Source organism: Streptomyces sp. T12, from assembly GCF_028736035.1.
Lineage (GTDB): Bacteria > Actinomycetota > Actinomycetes > Streptomycetales > Streptomycetaceae > Streptomyces.
The window spans coordinates 8740561-8756967 of the sequence record NZ_CP117866.1; the positions used below are offsets into that span (position 1 = coordinate 8740561).

The 16407-nt window shown below is 69.8% G+C and carries 16 protein-coding genes; 9 read left to right on the top strand and 7 right to left on the bottom strand.

The window, feature by feature from the left end; all coding sequences use genetic code 11:
- Positions 1-111: 111 nt before the first annotated feature.
- Complete coding sequence (locus PBV52_RS39115; protein WP_274245277.1) at positions 112-957, bottom strand: helix-turn-helix transcriptional regulator; 846 nt, start codon at positions 955-957, stop codon at positions 112-114.
- Positions 958-1080: 123 nt separating this feature from the next.
- Here PBV52_RS39115 and PBV52_RS39120 point away from each other — a divergent pair, with 123 nt between their 5' ends.
- Positions 1081-2751 carry an AMP-binding protein gene (locus tag PBV52_RS39120; RefSeq protein ID WP_274245279.1) on the top strand — a complete coding sequence of 557 codons (1671 nt, stop codon included), beginning with the start codon at positions 1081-1083 and terminating at the stop codon, positions 2749-2751.
- Entirely contained in the window at positions 2748-4340 is a 1593-nt protein-coding gene (locus tag PBV52_RS39125) for an AMP-binding protein (RefSeq protein WP_274245280.1), read from the top strand. The genes PBV52_RS39120 and PBV52_RS39125 overlap by 4 nt, the downstream gene beginning before the upstream one ends.
- A gap of 2 nt (positions 4341-4342) precedes the next feature.
- On the opposite strand, the gene PBV52_RS39130 is transcribed toward PBV52_RS39125, so the two are convergent.
- Both PBV52_RS39130 and PBV52_RS39135 read right to left on the bottom strand, forming a co-directional pair.
- Positions 4343-4846, bottom strand: a complete 504-nt coding sequence (locus tag PBV52_RS39130; RefSeq protein ID WP_274245281.1) for a GNAT family N-acetyltransferase — start codon at positions 4844-4846, stop codon at positions 4343-4345.
- A gap of 41 nt (positions 4847-4887) precedes the next feature.
- A complete protein-coding gene (locus PBV52_RS39135) occupies positions 4888-5592 on the bottom strand; it encodes a hypothetical protein (protein WP_274245283.1) in 705 nt (234 codons plus the stop codon).
- A gap of 233 nt (positions 5593-5825) precedes the next feature.
- Between PBV52_RS39135 and gcl the strand changes: the two genes are divergently transcribed.
- On the top strand, positions 5826-7610 hold the full coding sequence (gene gcl, locus PBV52_RS39140; RefSeq protein WP_274245284.1) for a glyoxylate carboligase: 1785 nt from the start codon (positions 5826-5828) through the stop codon (positions 7608-7610).
- A gap of 213 nt (positions 7611-7823) precedes the next feature.
- Here gcl and PBV52_RS39145 read toward each other — a convergent pair whose 3' ends face one another.
- From PBV52_RS39145 to PBV52_RS39160, 4 genes are all read right to left on the bottom strand, one after another.
- Positions 7824-8174 (bottom strand): hypothetical protein, encoded by a 351-nt coding sequence (locus tag PBV52_RS39145; protein WP_274245285.1) that lies wholly within the window; start codon positions 8172-8174, stop codon positions 7824-7826.
- Positions 8175-8580: 406 nt separating this feature from the next.
- Positions 8581-10038, bottom strand: a complete 1458-nt coding sequence (locus tag PBV52_RS39150) for a catalase (protein WP_274245286.1) — start codon at positions 10036-10038, stop codon at positions 8581-8583.
- Positions 10039-10240: 202 nt separating this feature from the next.
- Positions 10241-11155 (bottom strand): 2-hydroxy-3-oxopropionate reductase, encoded by a 915-nt coding sequence (locus PBV52_RS39155; RefSeq protein ID WP_274245288.1) that lies wholly within the window; start codon positions 11153-11155, stop codon positions 10241-10243.
- A 127-nt stretch (positions 11156-11282) separates the two neighbouring features.
- Positions 11283-12122 carry a TIM barrel protein gene (locus PBV52_RS39160; protein WP_274245290.1) on the bottom strand — a complete coding sequence of 280 codons (840 nt, stop codon included), beginning with the start codon at positions 12120-12122 and terminating at the stop codon, positions 11283-11285.
- Positions 12123-12259: 137 nt separating this feature from the next.
- On the opposite strand from PBV52_RS39160, the gene PBV52_RS39165 reads away from it, so the two are divergent.
- The 6 genes from PBV52_RS39165 (at position 12260) to PBV52_RS39190 (ending at position 16378) form a co-directional block, all read left to right on the top strand.
- Positions 12260-12511 (top strand): hypothetical protein, encoded by a 252-nt coding sequence (locus PBV52_RS39165; protein WP_274245291.1) that lies wholly within the window; start codon positions 12260-12262, stop codon positions 12509-12511.
- A complete protein-coding gene (locus PBV52_RS39170; RefSeq protein WP_274245292.1) occupies positions 12508-12876 on the top strand; it encodes a helix-turn-helix domain-containing protein in 369 nt (122 codons plus the stop codon). Before PBV52_RS39165 ends, PBV52_RS39170 begins: the two co-directional genes overlap by 4 nt.
- 123 nt (positions 12877-12999) lie before the next feature.
- Complete coding sequence (gene uraD, locus PBV52_RS39175) at positions 13000-13509, top strand: 2-oxo-4-hydroxy-4-carboxy-5-ureidoimidazoline decarboxylase (protein WP_274245294.1); 510 nt, start codon at positions 13000-13002, stop codon at positions 13507-13509.
- Between the two features lie 7 nt (positions 13510-13516).
- Positions 13517-13909, top strand: a complete 393-nt coding sequence (gene uraH / locus PBV52_RS39180; RefSeq protein WP_274245295.1) for a hydroxyisourate hydrolase — start codon at positions 13517-13519, stop codon at positions 13907-13909.
- 5 nt (positions 13910-13914) lie between these two features.
- Entirely contained in the window at positions 13915-14862 is a 948-nt protein-coding gene (gene pucL / locus PBV52_RS39185; RefSeq protein WP_274245297.1) for a factor-independent urate hydroxylase, read from the top strand.
- 136 nt (positions 14863-14998) lie between these two features.
- Positions 14999-16378: an 8-oxoguanine deaminase gene (locus PBV52_RS39190; protein WP_274245299.1), complete on the top strand. Its 1380-nt coding sequence runs from the start codon at positions 14999-15001 to the stop codon at positions 16376-16378.
- Positions 16379-16407: the final 29 nt, after the last annotated feature.

The window sequence follows — 16407 nt, forward strand, 5'->3', positions numbered from 1 at the left end:
GCGGAGGAGCATGGAGAAATTCAAAGCTCGGCGGAATGAATGAGGGTCGTCCGGGCCGGCTCGGCCGAGGGTGGGCGACCTGCGGCCCAGCAGTCCTGCGGGCCCCCGGTCCTACGGCAGCAACCCCGCCCGGCGAGCCGCCACCACCGCCTCACCGCGGGTGTGCGTGCCCAGCTTCCGCATGGCCGACCGCAGGTAGCCCTTGACCGTCTCCGCCCCCAGCCCCAGCCGCTCGGCGGCGACCGCGTTCGTCGAGCCGGCGGCCACGCACGCCAGCACGTCCAGCTCCCGGGGGGACAGCTGCACGCCGTTCAGCGCGGGCCCTTCCGTCAGGAGGCCGCAGGCTTCCAGGAGTTCCGCGCGCAGGGCGGGGTCGCTGATGCGCGGCGCCAGGGCCCGCAGCGTCGCGTGGGCCTCGCGGACCTGCTCCCACGCGGCGCCCCGGTCGGACGGCGCCGTCTCCGGCCGCATCGCCTCCGGCCGTGCCGCCTCCAGCAAGACCCGCACCTCGTCCCGCACCACCAGCGACTGCTCCACGTCCCGCGCCGCCTCCACGGCCGCCGTCAGCGTGCGGTCGCCCAGGGGCTGGGCCGTGCGCAGGGCGCCGTACAGGACACCGCGTACCCGGCGCCGTACGACGACCGGGACCGCCAGCACCGAACGCAGTCCCTCCGCGGCGACCGCGGCGTCGTACTCGTGGGTGATCTGCCGGGAGACGGAGTAGTCCGTGACCGCGCAGGGGCGGGCGAGGGCCACCGCCTTGCCCCCCAGGCCGTTGCCGGCGGTCACCGCGAGTCTGCTCAGGGACTCGGTGGCCGTGCCGTTCAGTTCGCTGATGCGCATCCGGGAGCGCCCGGACTCCACCAGGCCGCCGAAGGCGACCGGGAGCCCGGTCGAGCGGCGCAGGCGCGCCAAAGCGCCCCTTATGTCCACCGATGCGGCCGCGTCCACTGCCACGTACTCGCCCTTTCAGTGCGGCTTCCCGGAGCGCACACCCCCGTTCGGGGGTAGTGAGACCCACGTCACGGATTAGACGATGACAGAGAGCCGCCCGGCAAGGTCCGGTAACCAGGAGGACAGATGACGACGGGGACGGAGCTGTTCCGCACTGCGCGGGACTTCCTGCTCGACCACCGCGAGGACTACGCGACCGCCTACGAGGGCTTCGCCTGGCCGCGACCCGACCGGTTCAACTGGGCGCTCGACTGGTTCGACGTCATCGCGGACGGAAACGACCGCACCGCACTGCACATCGTCGAGGAGGACGGCAGCGAGGTCCGGCTGTCCTTCGCCGAGATGGCCGAGCGGTCCGCTCGGGTCGCGCACTGGCTGCGGGCGCGCGGCGTCCGGCCCGAGGACCGTGTCCTCGTCATGCTCGGCAACCAGGCCGAGCTGTGGGAGATCGCCCTCGCGGCCATGAAGCTGCGCGCCGTCGTCATCCCGGCCACCCCGCTGCTCGGCCCCGCCGACCTGCGCGACCGGGTGGAGCGGGGCCGCGTCCGGCATGTGCTGGTGCGGGCCGAGGACACCGGCAAGTTCGACGAGGTGCCCGGCCGCTACACGCGCATCACCGTCGGCGGGGTGCGCGAGGGCTGGCAGTCGTACGAGGACGCGTACGCCGCCCCCGCCGAGTTCACCCCCGACGGTCCGACCGCCTCCGACGACCCGCTGATGCTCTACTTCACCTCCGGCACCACCGCCCGCCCCAAGCTGGTCGAGCACACCCACGCCTCGTACCCGATCGGGCACCTGGCCACCATGTACTGGATCGGCCTCAAGCCCGGCGACGTGCACCTGAACATCTCCTCGCCCGGCTGGGCCAAGCACGCCTGGTCCAACCTCTTCGCCCCGTGGAACGCGGAGGCGACCGTCTTCATCCACAACTACACGCGCTTCGACGCCGCCCGGCTGATGGCGGAGATGGACCGCGCGGGCGTCACCACCTTCTGCGCCCCGCCGACCGTCTGGCGCATGCTCATCCAGGCCGACCTGAGCGCCCTGCGCACCCCGCCCCGCGAGGCCGTCGCCGCCGGTGAGCCGCTCAACCCCGAGGTCATCGAGCGGGTGCGCGAGGCCTGGGGCGTGACCATCCGGGACGGCTTCGGGCAGACCGAGACGGCCGTCCAGGTCTCCAACAGCCCCGGCCAACCCCTGAAGACCGGCTCGATGGGCCGCCCCAGCCCCGGCTTCCGCGTCGAACTCCTCGACCCGGTCTCCGGCGCACCGGGGGCCGCGGAGGGCGAGATCGCCCTCGACCTGTCCGCCCGCCCCGTCGGCGTGATGACCGGCTACCACGGAGACGCCGACCGTACGGCGGAGGCGATGGCCGGCGGCTACTACCGCACCGGCGACATCGGCTCCCGGGACGCCGACGGCTACATCACCTACGTCGGCCGCGCGGACGACGTCTTCAAGGCCTCCGACTACAAGATCTCCCCCTTCGAGCTGGAGAGCGTCCTGCTGGAGCACGAGGCGGTCGCCGAGGCGGCCGTCGTGCCCGCGCCGGACGAGGTGCGGCTCGCGGTGCCGAAGGCGTACGTCGTCCTGGCGGCGGGCTGGGAGCCGGGTCCCGACACGGCCAAGGTGCTCTTCGAGCACTCACGGGAGGTCCTGGCGCCGTACAAGCGCATCCGCCGCCTGGAGTTCGCGCCGCTGCCCAAGACCGTCTCCGGCAAGATCCGCCGCATCGAGCTGCGCGAGGCCACGGCGGCCGGATCGGACGCCGAGTACCGCGAGGAGGACTTCCGGTGACCGCACAGCTGTCGTACGCCCACGGGACGAGCGAGACGGTCCTGCTCGGTGAGACGATCGGGGCCAATCTGGACCGGGCGGTCGCCGCGTGGCCGGACCGGGAGGCGCTCGTCGACGTACCGTCCGGGCGGCGCTGGACGTACGCCCGGTTCGCCGCCGACGTCGACGAGTTGGCGTACGCGCTGCTCGCGAGCGGGGTCGCCAAGGGCGACCGGGTGGGCATCTGGGCGATCAACTGTCCCGAGTGGGTGCTGGTGCAGTACGCCACGGCCCGCATCGGCGCGATCATGGTGAACATCAACCCGGCCTATCGCACCCACGAGGTCGAATACGTCCTCAACCAGGCCGGGATCTCGCTGCTCTTCGCGTCCCTCAGCCACAAGACGAGCGACTACCGGGCGATGGTCGAGCAGGTGCACGGCAAGTGCCCGCAGCTGCGGGAGACCGTGTACATCGGGGACCCGAGCTGGGAGGCGCTGATCGCGCGGGGAACGCCGGTTGCGTACGAGGAGCTGTCCTGCGACGACCCGATCAACATCCAGTACACGTCGGGTACGACGGGCTTCCCCAAGGGGGCCACCCTCTCCCACCACAACATCCTCAACAACGGCTATTTCGTGGGGGAGTCGATCGCCTACAGCGAGCAGGACCGGGTGTGCATCCCCGTGCCCTTCTACCACTGCTTCGGCATGGTCATGGGCAATCTGGCCGCCACCTCCCACGGCGCCTGCATGGTCATCCCGGCCCCGTCCTTCGACCCGAAGGCCACGCTGGAGGCCGTCCAGCAGGAGCGCTGCACCTCCCTGTACGGCGTACCGACCATGTTCATCGCGGAGCTGAACCACCCCGACTTCGCGTCGTACGACCTCTCCTCCCTGCGCACCGGGATCATGGCGGGCTCGCCCTGCCCGGTGGAGGTGATGAAGCGGGTGGTCACCGAGATGCACATGGCCGAGGTGTCGATCTGCTACGGCATGACGGAGACCTCGCCCGTCTCCACGCAGACCCGCCGCGACGACGACCTGGAACACCGCACCGGCACGGTCGGCCGCGTGCTGCCGCACATCGAGGTGAAGATCGTCGACCCGGCGACCGGCGTGACCCAGCCGCGGGGCAAGGCGGGGGAGCTGTGCACCCGCGGCTACAGCGTGATGCTCGGCTACTGGAACGAGCCCGAGAAGACCGCCGAGGCCGTCGACCCCGGGCGCTGGATGCACACCGGTGACCTCGCGACGATGCGGGAGGACGGCTACGTCGAGATCGTCGGCCGCATCAAGGACATGATCATCCGGGGTGGCGAGAACATCTACCCGCGCGAGATCGAGGAGTTCCTGTACGCCCACCCCAAGATCGCGGACGTCCAGGTCGTCGGGGTGCCGCACGAGCGCTACGGCGAGGAGGTGCTGGCCTGCGTCATCGCGCGCGACTCGGCCGATCCGCTGACGCTGGAGGAGCTGCGGGCCTTCTGCGACGGGCGGCTGGCGCACTACAAGATCCCGAGCCGGTTGCAGGTTCTCGACTCCTTCCCGATGACGGTGTCCGGGAAGGTGCGGAAGGTGGAGCTGCGGGAGAAGTACGGCGCCCGCTGAGGCTAGCCGCGGCGCATGCAGACCCGTGGCCATCGGTCGAGGCCGAGTTCCGCCTCGTGGGCGCGGATCTTCCGTAGCCCCGGAGTGAGCTCGGCCTCGTCCAGGACGCGGAAGCCGAGGCGTTCGTAGTACGGCGCGTTCCACGGGACCTCGGTGAAGGTGGTCAGGGTGAGAGCGGTCAGGCCCTCCTCGCGGGCGCGGTCGGCGGCGTACGCGAGAAGGGTGCGGCCCAGGCGGCGGTGCGCGCAGTCCGGGTGCACCGAGACCTGCTCGATGTGCAGGGCGCCGTCGACGGGTTCGCAGATCAGATAGCCGACCGGGCGGTCGCCGTCGTCGCAGGCGACCCAGGCGCGACCGGCCCGGCGGTAGTGCTCCAGGACGTCCAGGGCCGGCGGCTCGTCGTCGGCGATCGCCGCCATGCCGAGGTCGCGGAAGGCGGCTCCTGCGGCGCGCTCGATGTCCTGGAGGGCCGGGAGCTCGTCGGGCGTGGCGGGGCGGATGCGCATGTGCCGAGTCTCTGCCGGTGGCCGCGCCGGGCGCGAGCGGATTACCGGGCCCCCGTCGCGTCCAGTTCGTCGGCGAGGGTGTTGACCGGCTGGGGCGTGCCCGTGAGGTCGAGGACGAACAGGGGGACGCCGAGGGTGTCGGCGCGGGCGCGGGCGTCGGGGGCGTATCCGGCGAGGGAGAAGTAGACGCAGGCGGCGGACTCCGTCATGGCCGTCAGCCACAGGCACTCCACGTCCCGCAGCGAGGCCGGACGTACGGTCGGGTCGACCTGGGCGAGCAGGCCGTGGGCGGCGATGCCGATACCGGTCGGGGGCCGCTGGTCGGCGCGGCGGATGTCCCGGTAGCCGAGCCAGCGCAGATAGACGGCGGCTGCCGTGACCGCGTCGCGCGCGGTGCGGATCGTGACGGGCTGGAAGACACGGCGTGCGGCGGGCGCCTTCCGGGGTGCCGGGCCCGTGTCCGCCTCTTGCGCCGAACCCGTGTCCGTCCCCGCCACCGGTACGCGCAGCACCGTCCCGCAGGGGCAGCCCAGCTCCGGGCGGGGCCACTCGTTCTCCCGGCCGCAGGCCGTGCAGCGCACGCCGACCCATTCGTCGTCCCACGTGCGATGGGTGATGGCCGTCGCCGTCCGGTGCGGGTCCAGCGCCGGTGCGACGGGCGCCCCGCACTCACACGGATAGGCGGGTGCCTCGTAGTGATGCTCGCGCCGGCAGGCCGGGCAGCGCACCGACACGCTCTCGGACATGGCCCACTCCAGGACGACCTCGCATCGGACAGCGCACCCATCGTCCTCCAGGCAGGGCCCGGTTGTCCGCCCCTTGACGGTCTTCACCAGCCCACCTACATTGCTTCCAGATAGTAGAAAACAATTTCCGCGATACGGAATAAGTTCGGATCGCGGGGATGTCATCGTCACGGAATTGCTCACCGCGGGGCGCGACGGGAGTGCGAATCCGACAGCCGAAGCAGGAGTACTCAATGGCTCGTATGACCGCTGCCCGAGCGGCAGTCGAGATCCTCAAGCGCGAGGGCGTCAGCAACGCGTTCGGCGTGCCGGGCGCGGCGATCAACCCCTTCTACGCGGCGCTCAAGGCCTCCGGGGGGATCCACCACACCCTCGCCCGCCATGTGGAGGGCGCCTCGCACATGGCCGAGGGCTACACCCGCACGCACCCGGGCAACATCGGCGTCTGCATCGGCACGTCCGGCCCCGCCGGCACCGACATGATCACCGGCCTGTACTCCGCGATCGGTGACTCCATCCCGATCCTGTGCATCACCGGCCAGGCGCCGACCGCCGTGATCCACAAAGAGGACTTCCAGGCCGTCGACATCGCCTCGATCGCCAAGCCGGTCACCAAAATGGCGGTGACCGTCCTGGAGGCGGCGCAGGTCCCCGGCGTGTTCCAGCAGGCGTTCCACCTGATGCGCTCCGGCCGTCCCGGTCCGGTCCTGATCGACCTGCCGATCGACGTCCAGCTGACGGAGATCGAGTTCGACCCGGAGACGTACGAGCCGCTCCCGGTCTACAAGCCCGCCGCGAGCCGCGCCCAGATCGAGAAGGCGATCGGGATGCTGAACGCGTCCGAGCGCCCGCTGATCGTCGCCGGCGGCGGTGTCATCAACGCCGACGCCGCCGAACTCCTCGTCGAGTTCGCCGAGTTGACCGGAACCCCGGTCGTCCCGACCCTGATGGGCTGGGGCCTGCTGCCCGACGACCACGAGCTCAACGCCGGCATGGTCGGCCTGCAGACCTCGCACCGCTACGGCAACGCGACCTTCCTGGAGTCCGACTTCGTCCTCGGCATCGGCAATCGCTGGGCCAACCGCCACACCGGCAAGCTGGACGTCTACACGGCCGGCCGGAAGTTCGTCCACGTCGACGTCGAGCCCACCCAGATCGGCAAGATCTTCGCCCCGGACTACGGCATCGCGTCGGACGCGAAGGCGGCCCTTGCGCTGTTCGTCGAGGTGGCATGGGAGTTGAAGGCGGCGGGCAAGCTGCCCGACCGCTCGGCCTGGGCGGCCTCCGCCCAGGAGAGGAAGGCGACTCTCCAGCGCCGTACGCACTTCGACGACATCCCGATCAAGCCGCAGCGCGTCTACGAGGAGATGAACAAGGCCTTCGGCCCTCAGACTCGGTACGTCTCCACCATCGGCCTCTCCCAGATCGCCGGCGCCCAGATGCTGCACGTCTTCAAGCCGCGGCACTGGATCAACTGCGGCCAGGCGGGCCCGCTCGGCTGGACGATCCCGGCCGCGCTGGGCGTCGCCAAGGCCGATCCGGAGGCGCAGGTCGTCGCCCTGTCCGGCGACTACGACTTCCAGTTCATGATCGAGGAGCTGGCGGTCGGCGCGCAGCACAAGATCCCGTACGTCCACGTCCTGGTCAACAACTCCTACCTGGGCCTGATCCGCCAGGCGCAGCGGGCGTTCGACATCGACTTCCAGGTCAAGCTGGAGTTCGAGAACATCAACTCGCCCGAGCTGGGCGTGTACGGCGTCGACCACGTCAAGGTCGCCGAGGGCCTCGGCTGCAAGGCGATCCGGGTGACCGACCCGAACGAGCTGGGCGCCGCCCTGGAGCAGGCCAAGAAGCTCGCCGCCGAGCACCAGGTGCCGGTCGTCGTCGAGGCGATCCTGGAGCGGGTCACCAACATCTCCATGTCGACGACGAACGACATCAGCAATGTGGTGGAGTTCGAGGAGATCGCCACGGAGCCGGAGCACGCGCCTACGTCGATCAAGACGCTGAAGGTCTGACGCGTCTCGCTGCACCGAGGGGCGGTCCAACCGAGAGGTTGGGCCGCCCCTTTCGTGTCCCCCGTCTTGCGTTTCCCCCGTTTTCCGTGTCCCCCGTCGCGAGGCCCGCCGCCCCCGTGTCGGCGGGCCTCGCGTGAACAGAATGTGCCCACGGCAGGGGTGGGTTGAAGCCCCCCGACGTGTGTTCAGAGGTTGATTTGAGGGTTCCGTGCCTCAGAGCCGGCGCCGGGCCGCCTCGACACTGTCCCCGCCACTGGTGTTGAACGCGATGGCGGCCTGGGGCGCATGGCGTCGGATCAGGTTCACGATCTGCTCGAAGAGCGGCAGCAACTGCTCCGTCTTGCGGATGCCACCCCCGACGACCACCACGTCCCACGGACGCTCGACCAAGGACGCGACGAGGGTGGGCTCGGCCGACTCGTCGAACACGACCAGCGTCATGGCCGCGTCGATGCCGTGCTCGCCGAACCGGGCCAACTCCTTGTCCAGCGCCGCCCGAAGGGCCTGCGCGTCGACGCCGGGTATCGCCTGCGGGTCGTAACCGACAACCAGTACGGAAGGCATACGGCCAAGCTACCGCGCCCTGTCCGACCCCTGAGTCCGACTCGGAAGACGCCGAAGAGCGCCGGGTACGGGACCGTCCGTACCCGGCGCTCTTCAGCCGGTGAGGTCTTCGGTTGTGGCCGTCCGACGGTGCGAGGCTGGGCGCGACAGGACGTTCGCGCCGCCGGACGGGGTCTTGGGGGCTCGGGACCGCGGCGGTTGCGACGGCACCGGGGGCTCCTTCCCTCAGGTCGAAGAAGGAGGCCGGGACCTTCACCACCGCACTGGCTCGCACGCCGCCGCGGTCCTCGCGTTGCCCGTGCCCCCGTCCGAGCGACCACCCCTCATCCGGGTCGCTCGGCCGTGCGGCGCGGGCGGTGCGTCCGTCTTATGACTTACCGTCAGGAGACGGACGCCGCCTTGGGGTTCAGTCCTCGCGCAGGGCGCGGACCGCCTCCTCCACGCGCTTGCCGTACTCCGGGTCGGCGGCGTGGAAGTGGGCCAGGTTCTTCTCGATCACGTCGTCGCGGGAGACCTGGGAGAGGCCACCGGCGATGTTCGCGATCAGCCGGGACTTCTCCTCGGCCGACATCAGCCGGTACAGCTCGCCGGCCTGGAAGAAGTGGTCGTCCTTGGTGTGCAGGGGCGCCTCGTGGGTGCCGGTGTGGCCGGTCACCGCCAGCGGGGCCGACAGCGGGCGGCCGGTCTCCACCGGGCCGTCGTAGGAGTTCGGCTCGTAGTTCTTCGCCGCGCGGCCCTGGGAGTTGGTCGCCATGAGGCCGTCACGGCCGTAGTTGTCGGCCACGGTCGCCTTGGGCGCGTTGACGGCCAGCTGGGTGTGGTTGACGCCCAGGCGGTAGCGGTGGGCGTCCGCGTAGGCGAACAGGCGGCCCTGGAGCATCTTGTCGGGGGAGGGGCCGATGCCCGGCACGAAGTTGTTCGGGGAGAACGCGGCCTGCTCCACCTCGGCGAAGACGTTGTCCGGGTTGCGGTCCAGGACCAGCCGGCCCACGCGCTGCAGCGGGTAGTCCTTGTGCGGCCAGACCTTGGTGAGGTCGAACGGGTTGAAGCGGTAGTCGGCCGCCTCGGCCGCCGGCATCAGCTGGACGTAGAGCGTCCAGGACGGGTGCACGCCCCGCTCGATGGCCTGGAGCAGGTCCGTCTGGTGGGAGTTGGCGTCCTTGCCCGCGAGCTCGGCGCCCTGCTCGGCGCTCAGGCAGCGGATGCCCTGGTTCGTCTTGAAGTGGTACTTGACGAAGAAGGCCTCGCCCTCGGCGTTCGTCCACTGGTAGGTGTGCGAGCCGTAGCCGTTCATGTGGCGGTACGACGCCGGGATGCCGCGGTCGCCCATCAGCCAGGTCACCTGGTGCGTGGCCTCGGGGGCGTGCGCCCAGAAGTCCCAGACGTTGTCGGGCTCCTGACGGCCCGTGAACGGGTCGCGCTTCTGCGAGTGGATGAAGTCGGGGAACTTGATCGGGTCCTTGATGAAGAACACCGGGGTGTTGTTCCCGACGAGGTCGTAATTGCCCTCTTCCGTATAGAACTTGACCGCGAAGCCGCGCGGGTCGCGGACCGCGTCCGCACCGCCCAGGCTGTCGGCCACGGTCGAGAAGCGCAGGAACACCTCGGTCCGCTTGCCCACCGCGCTCAGGAAGTCGGCGTGGGTGAAGCCGGTGACGTCGTCGGTCACCTCGAAGTGGCCGTACGCGCCGGAGCCCCGGGCGTGCACCACGCGCTCCGGAATGCGCTCGCGGTTGAAGCGCGCCAGCTTCTCCAGGAGGTGCTGGTCCTGGAGCAGGAGCGGGCCGCCGACGCCGGCGGAGGCTGAGTTCTGGTTGTCGGCGACCGGGGCGCCGGACTCGGTGGTGAGCACGCGCTTCGACATCGTGGACCTTCCGTGCGGGTGTCAGCGGAAAACTGTTTCCGCTTTGTGGAGCGTAGGAGTGGGGAGATCGGACGTCAACAGTTTGTTGAAGTGAAATCAACGGTTTGTTGAAGGTGATTCCGGGCCGCGGCGACGCCTGGGCGCGACAGGACAAGTGTCAGCGGCGCCGCGGCCCGGAAGTTTCTGGCGGATCTCTCCGGCGTCAGACCTGGGCGCCGGAGAGGCGCTCCACGGCCCGCAGCAGGGCCGAGTGGTCCAGGCCGCCGTCGCCCTGCGTGCGCAGGGACGCGACCAGCTGGGCGACCACGGCACCGACCGGAAGGGCGGCGCCGACGTTGCGGGCGGCGTCCGTGACGATGCCCATGTCCTTGTGGTGCAGGTCGATACGGAAGCCGGGCTTGAAGTCCCGGTTCAGGAAGTTGTCCTTCTTCCGCGTCAGCACCGTCGAGCCGGCCAGGCCGCCGTTGAGGACGTCCAGCGCCGCCTTCAGGTCCACGCCTGACTTCTCCAGGAAGACCACGGCCTCGGCGCATGCCTGGATGTTCACGGCGACGATCAGCTGGTTGGCCGCCTTCACGGTCTGACCCGAACCGTGCGGACCGCACAGCACGATGGTCTTGCCGAGGGCGTCGAGGATCGGCTTCGCGGCGTCGAAGTCGGCCTGCTCGCCGCCGACCATGATCGACAGTACGGCCTCGATGGCACCGGCCTCACCGCCGGACACGGGGGCGTCCAGGACGCGGATGCCCTTGTCCTTGGCGGCCTTCGCCAGGTCGACCGAGGTCTGCGGGGTGATCGAGGACATGTCGATCAGCAGCGCGCCGGACCTGGCGTTCTCCAGGATGCCGTCGGGGCCGTAGGAGATGGCCTCGACCTGCGGGGAGGCCGGCACCATCGTGATGACGACGTCGGCGTCCTTCACGGCCTCGGCGATCGAACCGGCGACCGTGCCACCGGCGGCGGCCAGGCGGTCCAGCTTGTCCTGCTCCAGGGTGAAGCCGGTGACGTCGTAACCCGCCTTGATCAGGTTCTCGGACATGGGGGAGCCCATGATGCCGAGGCCGATCCAGGCAATCGCCGGGCGGGTCGGGTGGGAAGAATCTGCGAGGTTGCTCATGATGGGGGTACCTCTCTGATACTGCTGTGCTAGGTCTGCGTGGCGCCGGTCAGTGACAATCAGCCCGTCCGGCGTTTGAGGACGAGGCCCGTTCAGGGTCGAAGCGGGGGTCTGGCGGGCGGTGCCGTCAGCGGGCGGCGCGCAGCTCCACCGGCAGCCAGTCGAACGCCTCCGCGCTCGGGCGGTCGCCCGGCTTGTACTCCAGGCCGACCCAACCCTCGTAGCCCGCCTTCTGCAGCTGGCCCAAAAGTTCCGCCAGCGGCAGCGTCCCCGTGCCCGGCGCGCCACGGCCCGGGTTGTCGGCGATCTGCACGTGGCCGGTCTTCGCGGCGTACTGCTCGATCACCTGCGGCAGGTCCTCGCCGTTCATGGACAGGTGGTAGAGGTCCATGAGGAACTTCGCGTTGCCCAGCCCCGTCGCCTCGTTGACCTTGTCGACGATGCCGACGCCGGCCGGGGCGGTCACCAGCGGGTACCGCGGCGACTCCGGCTTGTTGAGGGTCTCGATCAGCAGGATCGCGCCGATCCGGTCGGCCGCCCGGGCCGCGAGGGTCAGGTTCTCCAGCGCGAGCGCGTCCTGCTCGGCCGGGTCCACGCCCTCGACGCGGTTGCCGTACAGGGCGTTGAGCGCGCGGCAGCCCAGGGATCGGGCGAAGTCGGCGGCCACGTCGATGTTGGCGCGGAACCTCTCCGACTCCTCGCCCGGGATCGACAGGGCGCCACGGTCGGGGCCGGGCAGCTGACCGGCGTAGAAGTTCAGGCCGGTGAGCTGGACGCCCGCGTCCTCGATCGCCTTCTTCAGGGCGTCGAGCTCGGACTGCTCGGGGGTGGGGGAGTCGATCCAGGGCCACCACAGCTCGACCGCGGTGAAGCCGGCCGCGGCGGCGGCCGCGGGGCGCTCCAGGAGCGGGAGTTCCGTGAAGAGGATCGACAGGTTGACGTTGAAGCGCTGCTCTGCGAATCCCATGTCGCCGGCGCTCCCTTCCGTTGGTCGAGATTCCATATTGCGGAAGTTAGTTTCTGCCTACTGGAAGATTGTCGCCGTGTGTCGAAGCTTGTCAAGAGGGGTCGGCGGAAAGCGTCACCGGGCGTTAGGTTGAGCGCGTGCGATTGAGAGTGGAGTTCACGACCGAGCCGTTCGACCTCGACGAGGCACCCGCGCACGCGCTGGTGGCCCGCGAGGTCATCGAGGCGGCCGAGCTCGACGCGGTGGACGTCGGCCCGTTCGGCAACACGGCGGAGGGCGGTGCCGACGCCGTGCTCACCGCCCTGGATGCCCTGCTGCGCAAGAGCCTGGAAGCCGGCGCCACCCGGATCTCCCTCCAGATCAATGTGATCGGGGAGGGTGAGCAGTGACCGGCACCGGCGAGGAGCCCTTCATCGCGGCCGTGAAGCCGCTGGTCGACGCCATGGGCGGCGAGATAATCGCGCCGGACGAGGCCGGCCCCGAGGACGTCGTGCTCTCCTGGGGCGGCGCCGACGTCCTCGCCGTACGCCTGCCCCAGCTGGCCGACTCCCTGGACCACATCCTGGCCGCCATGGAGCGCAGGAAGGGCAAGCCGCTGGCCGACCTGGACCGCAAGGCCAAGCAGGAGGTCGTGCGGATACTCGAGGCGCGCGGCGCCTTCTCCGTGCGGCACGGCGTGGAGACCGTGGCGAGCGCGCTCGGGGTGAGCCGCTTCACGGTCTACAACTACCTCAACCGTGAGAAGGGCGCCTGAGGCGTCCTGCCCGGTTTCGTTACCGCGAATTTTCAACAAAGTGTTGACGTCTCGTCGTCGTAGGGCGTTAGCTATCGGCACGCCCGTTCAGTACGAAGGCCCTTCGCGGCCACGGAGGCTCCCGTGACGTCGAATTCCACGCCCTCGGGCCTGGCCCGGTTCAACGCCCTGGAGGAGCACGCGGCCCACGCCGCCCTCCTTGAGGCGTGTGCCTCCACGGCGTGGGCGAAGCGACTGCTCGCCGCCCGCCCCTACGCCGCCGCCGACGACCTCTACACCGCCAGTGACGCCGCCACGGCCGAGCTGACCGCCGAGGACCTGGCCGAGGCGATGGCCGGGCACCCGCCGATCGGCCGCCCCAAGCCGGGCGACCCGACCTCGGCCCGGGAGCAGCGCGGCATGGCCGGCGCCTCCGAGGAGCTCAAGGCCGAGATGCTCGAACTCAACCTGGCCTACCAGGACAAGTTCGGCCACGTCTTCCTGATCTGCGCCACCGGCCGGACCGGCGAGCAGATGCGCGACGCGGTCAAGGAACGGATCGGCAACTCGCCGGAGCAGGAGCGGGAGATCGTCCGCACCGAGCTGGGCAAGATCAACCGCATCCGGCTCGCCCGACTCGTCGAAGAGGACTGACCAAGCCATGAGCACCAGCACCACCGCCTCGGTGTCCACGCACATCCTGGACACCAGCATCGGCCGCCCCGCCGAGGGCGTCGCCATCCAGCTCTCTGCCCGCAGCGGCCGGGATGCCGAGTGGCAGGCGCTCGGCGGCTCCGTGACCGACGCGGACGGGCGGTGCAAGGACCTCCCCGCGCTGCCGGAGGGGACCACACACGTACGGCTCGACTTCGCGGTGGAGCCGTATTTCGAGAAGAAGCAAGCCGATGCGCAGCAGGACGCCCCCGCGAATCGGGACAGCGGTGCCGTGTTCTTCCCCGAGGTGGCGATCACCTTCGCCGTCAAGCCCGGGGAGCACTACCACGTGCCGCTGCTGCTCAACCCGTTCGGCTACTCCGTTTACCGAGGGAGCTAGCAGACATGACACTCAATTCCCGCCCTGCCCGCCCTGTGATCCTGGGACAGAACCAGTACGGCAAGGCCGAGAACCGAGTCGTAAAGATCACGCGGGACGGCGCCACCCATCACATCAAGGACCTGAACGTATCCGTGGCGCTGAGCGGCGACATGGACGAGGTCCACTACTCCGGCTCGAACGCCAACGTCCTGCCGACCGACACAACCAAGAACACGGTGTACGCGTTCGCCAAGGAGTACGGCATCGAGTCGGCCGAGCAGTTCGGCATCCACCTCGCCCGTCACTTCGTCACCTCGCAGGAACCGATCCACCAGGCCCGGATCCGTATCGAGGAGTACGCCTGGGAGCGGATCGCGGCCTCCGACGCCAACTCGCAGTTCATCGGCGCGGACGAGGTCAAGCACTCCTTCGTCCGCAAGGGCCAGGAGACGCGGGTCACGCAGATCACCTACGACGGTGAGAAGTGGGAGGTCATCTCCGGCCTCAAGGACCTCGTCGTGATGAACTCGACCAACTCCGAGTTCTGGGGCTACGTCAAGGACAAGTACACGACGCTCCAGGAGGCGCACGACCGCATCCTGGCCACCCAGGTCTCCGGCCGCTGGCGGTTCAACTGGACCGACGACGAGCAGCGGATGCCCAACTGGGAGAAGTCCTACGAGCAGACCAAGAAGCACATGCTCCAGGCCTTCGCCGAGACCTACTCGCTCTCGCTCCAGCAGACCCTGTACCAAATGGGTTCGCGGATCATCAACAACCGCAGCGAGATAGACGAGGTCCGCTTCTCCCTCCCGAACAAGCACCACTTCCTGGTGGACCTGGAGCCGTTCGGGCTGAAGAACGACAACGAGGTGTACTTCGCCGCCGACCGCCCCTACGGCCTGATCGAGGCCACCATCCTGCGGGACGGCTGCGAGGCGAAGATCCCCATGGACCTCACCAACCTGTAAGCCAGCAACTCCATTTCGGCACCCGCGGCCGGAGGGGCGGGCCTTCGAAGGCTCCCCGGCCGCGGTACTCAAATCCCCCAGGGTCCTGCCGTGCCCTCCCGAACTCAGCACAACTCCCGTGAAAAAGGGGCGAATCATGGCAGCAGCCCAGCGCATCGTCATCGAGAACTGTTCGATCGCGACGGTGGACGCGAACGACACCGAGTACGCCACGGGCCACGTCGTCATCGCGGACAACCGCATCGAGTCGCTCGGCGCGGGCAAGGCGCCCGAGGGCCTGGAGAACGTCGTACGCCGTATCGACGCCACCGGGCACCTGGTCACCCCCGGCCTGGTCAACACCCATCACCACTTCTACCAGTGGATCACCCGGGGCCTGGCCACGGACCACAACCTCTTCAACTGGCTCGTCGCCCTCTACCCGACGTGGGCGCGCATCGACGAGCAGATGGTGCGTTCCGCCGCGCAGGGCTCGCTGGCGATGATGGCCCGCGGTGGCGTCACCACCGCCATGGACCACCACTACGTCTACCCGCAGGGCTCCGGCGACCTCTCCGGCGCCATCATCGGCGCCGCCCGCGACATGGGCGTCCGCTTCACCCTCGCCCGCGGCTCCATGGACCGCAGCGAGAAGGACGGCGGCCTGCCGCCGGACTTCGCCGTCGAGACCCTCGAAGGCGCGCTGGCCGGGACCGAGGAGACCGTCAAGCGGCACCACGACGCCTCCTTCGACGCGATGACCCAGGTCGCCGTCGCCCCCTGCTCCCCCTTCTCCATCTCCACCGAGCTCCTCAAGCAGGGTGCCGAGCTGGCCCGCCGCCTCGGCGTGCGCATGCACACCCACGGTTCGGAGACCGTGGAGGAGGAGAAGTTCTGCCACGAGCTGTTCGGCATGGGCCCGACCGACTACTTCGAGTCCACCGGCTGGCTCGGCGAGGACGTGTGGATGGCGCACTGCGTCCACATGAACGACTCCGACATCGCCGCCTTCGCCCGCACGAAGACGGGTGTCGCCCACTGCCCGTCCTCCAACGCCCGCCTCGCGGCCGGCATCGCCCGCGTCCCCGACATGCTCGCGGCGGGCGTCCCGGTCGGCCTCGGCGTCGACGGCACGGCGTCCAACGAGTCCGGCGAGCTGCACACCGAACTGCGCAACGCCCTGCTCATCAACCGCCTCGGCGCCCACCGCGAGGCCGCCCTGAACGCCCGCCAGGCCCTGCGCCTCGGGACGTACGGCGGTGCCCAGGTCCTCGGCCGCGCCGCCGAGATCGGCTCGCTGGAGCCGGGCAAGCTGGCCGACCTCGTGCTGTGGAAGCTGGACACCCTCGCCCATGCCTCCATCGCCGACCCGGTGACCGCGCTGGTCTTCGGCGCGGCGGCCCCGGTCACGGCGTCGTTCGTGAACGGCCGGCAGATCGTGGAGGACGGGCGGCTGCTCACGGCCGACGAGGACGCCATCGCCCGCTCGACGCGGGAAGAGGCACAGCGGCTGGCGAGGATCGCCGCGCAGGCCTGACGCAGGCCTGACCAGTTGAAGATCTCCGG

Bases quoted from the DNA above. Each gene is read 5' to 3' on its own strand.
- PBV52_RS39120 (WP_274245279.1), top strand. From the start codon at position 1,081: ATGACGACGGGGACGGAGCTGTTCCGCACTGCGCGGGACTTCCTGCTC.
- PBV52_RS39130 (WP_274245281.1), bottom strand. From the start codon at position 4,846: ATGCGCATCCGCCCCGCCACGCCCGACGAGCTCCCGGCCCTCCAGGAC.
- PBV52_RS39135 (WP_274245283.1), bottom strand. From the start codon at position 5,592: ATGTCCGAGAGCGTGTCGGTGCGCTGCCCGGCCTGCCGGCGCGAGCAT.
- gcl (WP_274245284.1), top strand. From the start codon at position 5,826: ATGGCTCGTATGACCGCTGCCCGAGCGGCAGTCGAGATCCTCAAGCGC.
- PBV52_RS39145 (WP_274245285.1), bottom strand. From the start codon at position 8,174: ATGCCTTCCGTACTGGTTGTCGGTTACGACCCGCAGGCGATACCCGGC.
- PBV52_RS39150 (WP_274245286.1), bottom strand. From the start codon at position 10,038: ATGTCGAAGCGCGTGCTCACCACCGAGTCCGGCGCCCCGGTCGCCGAC.
- PBV52_RS39155 (WP_274245288.1), bottom strand. From the start codon at position 11,155: ATGAGCAACCTCGCAGATTCTTCCCACCCGACCCGCCCGGCGATTGCC.
- PBV52_RS39160 (WP_274245290.1), bottom strand. From the start codon at position 12,122: ATGGGATTCGCAGAGCAGCGCTTCAACGTCAACCTGTCGATCCTCTTC.
- uraH (WP_274245295.1), top strand. From the start codon at position 13,517: ATGAGCACCAGCACCACCGCCTCGGTGTCCACGCACATCCTGGACACC.
- pucL (WP_274245297.1), top strand. From the start codon at position 13,915: ATGACACTCAATTCCCGCCCTGCCCGCCCTGTGATCCTGGGACAGAAC.
- PBV52_RS39190 (WP_274245299.1), top strand. From the start codon at position 14,999: ATGGCAGCAGCCCAGCGCATCGTCATCGAGAACTGTTCGATCGCGACG.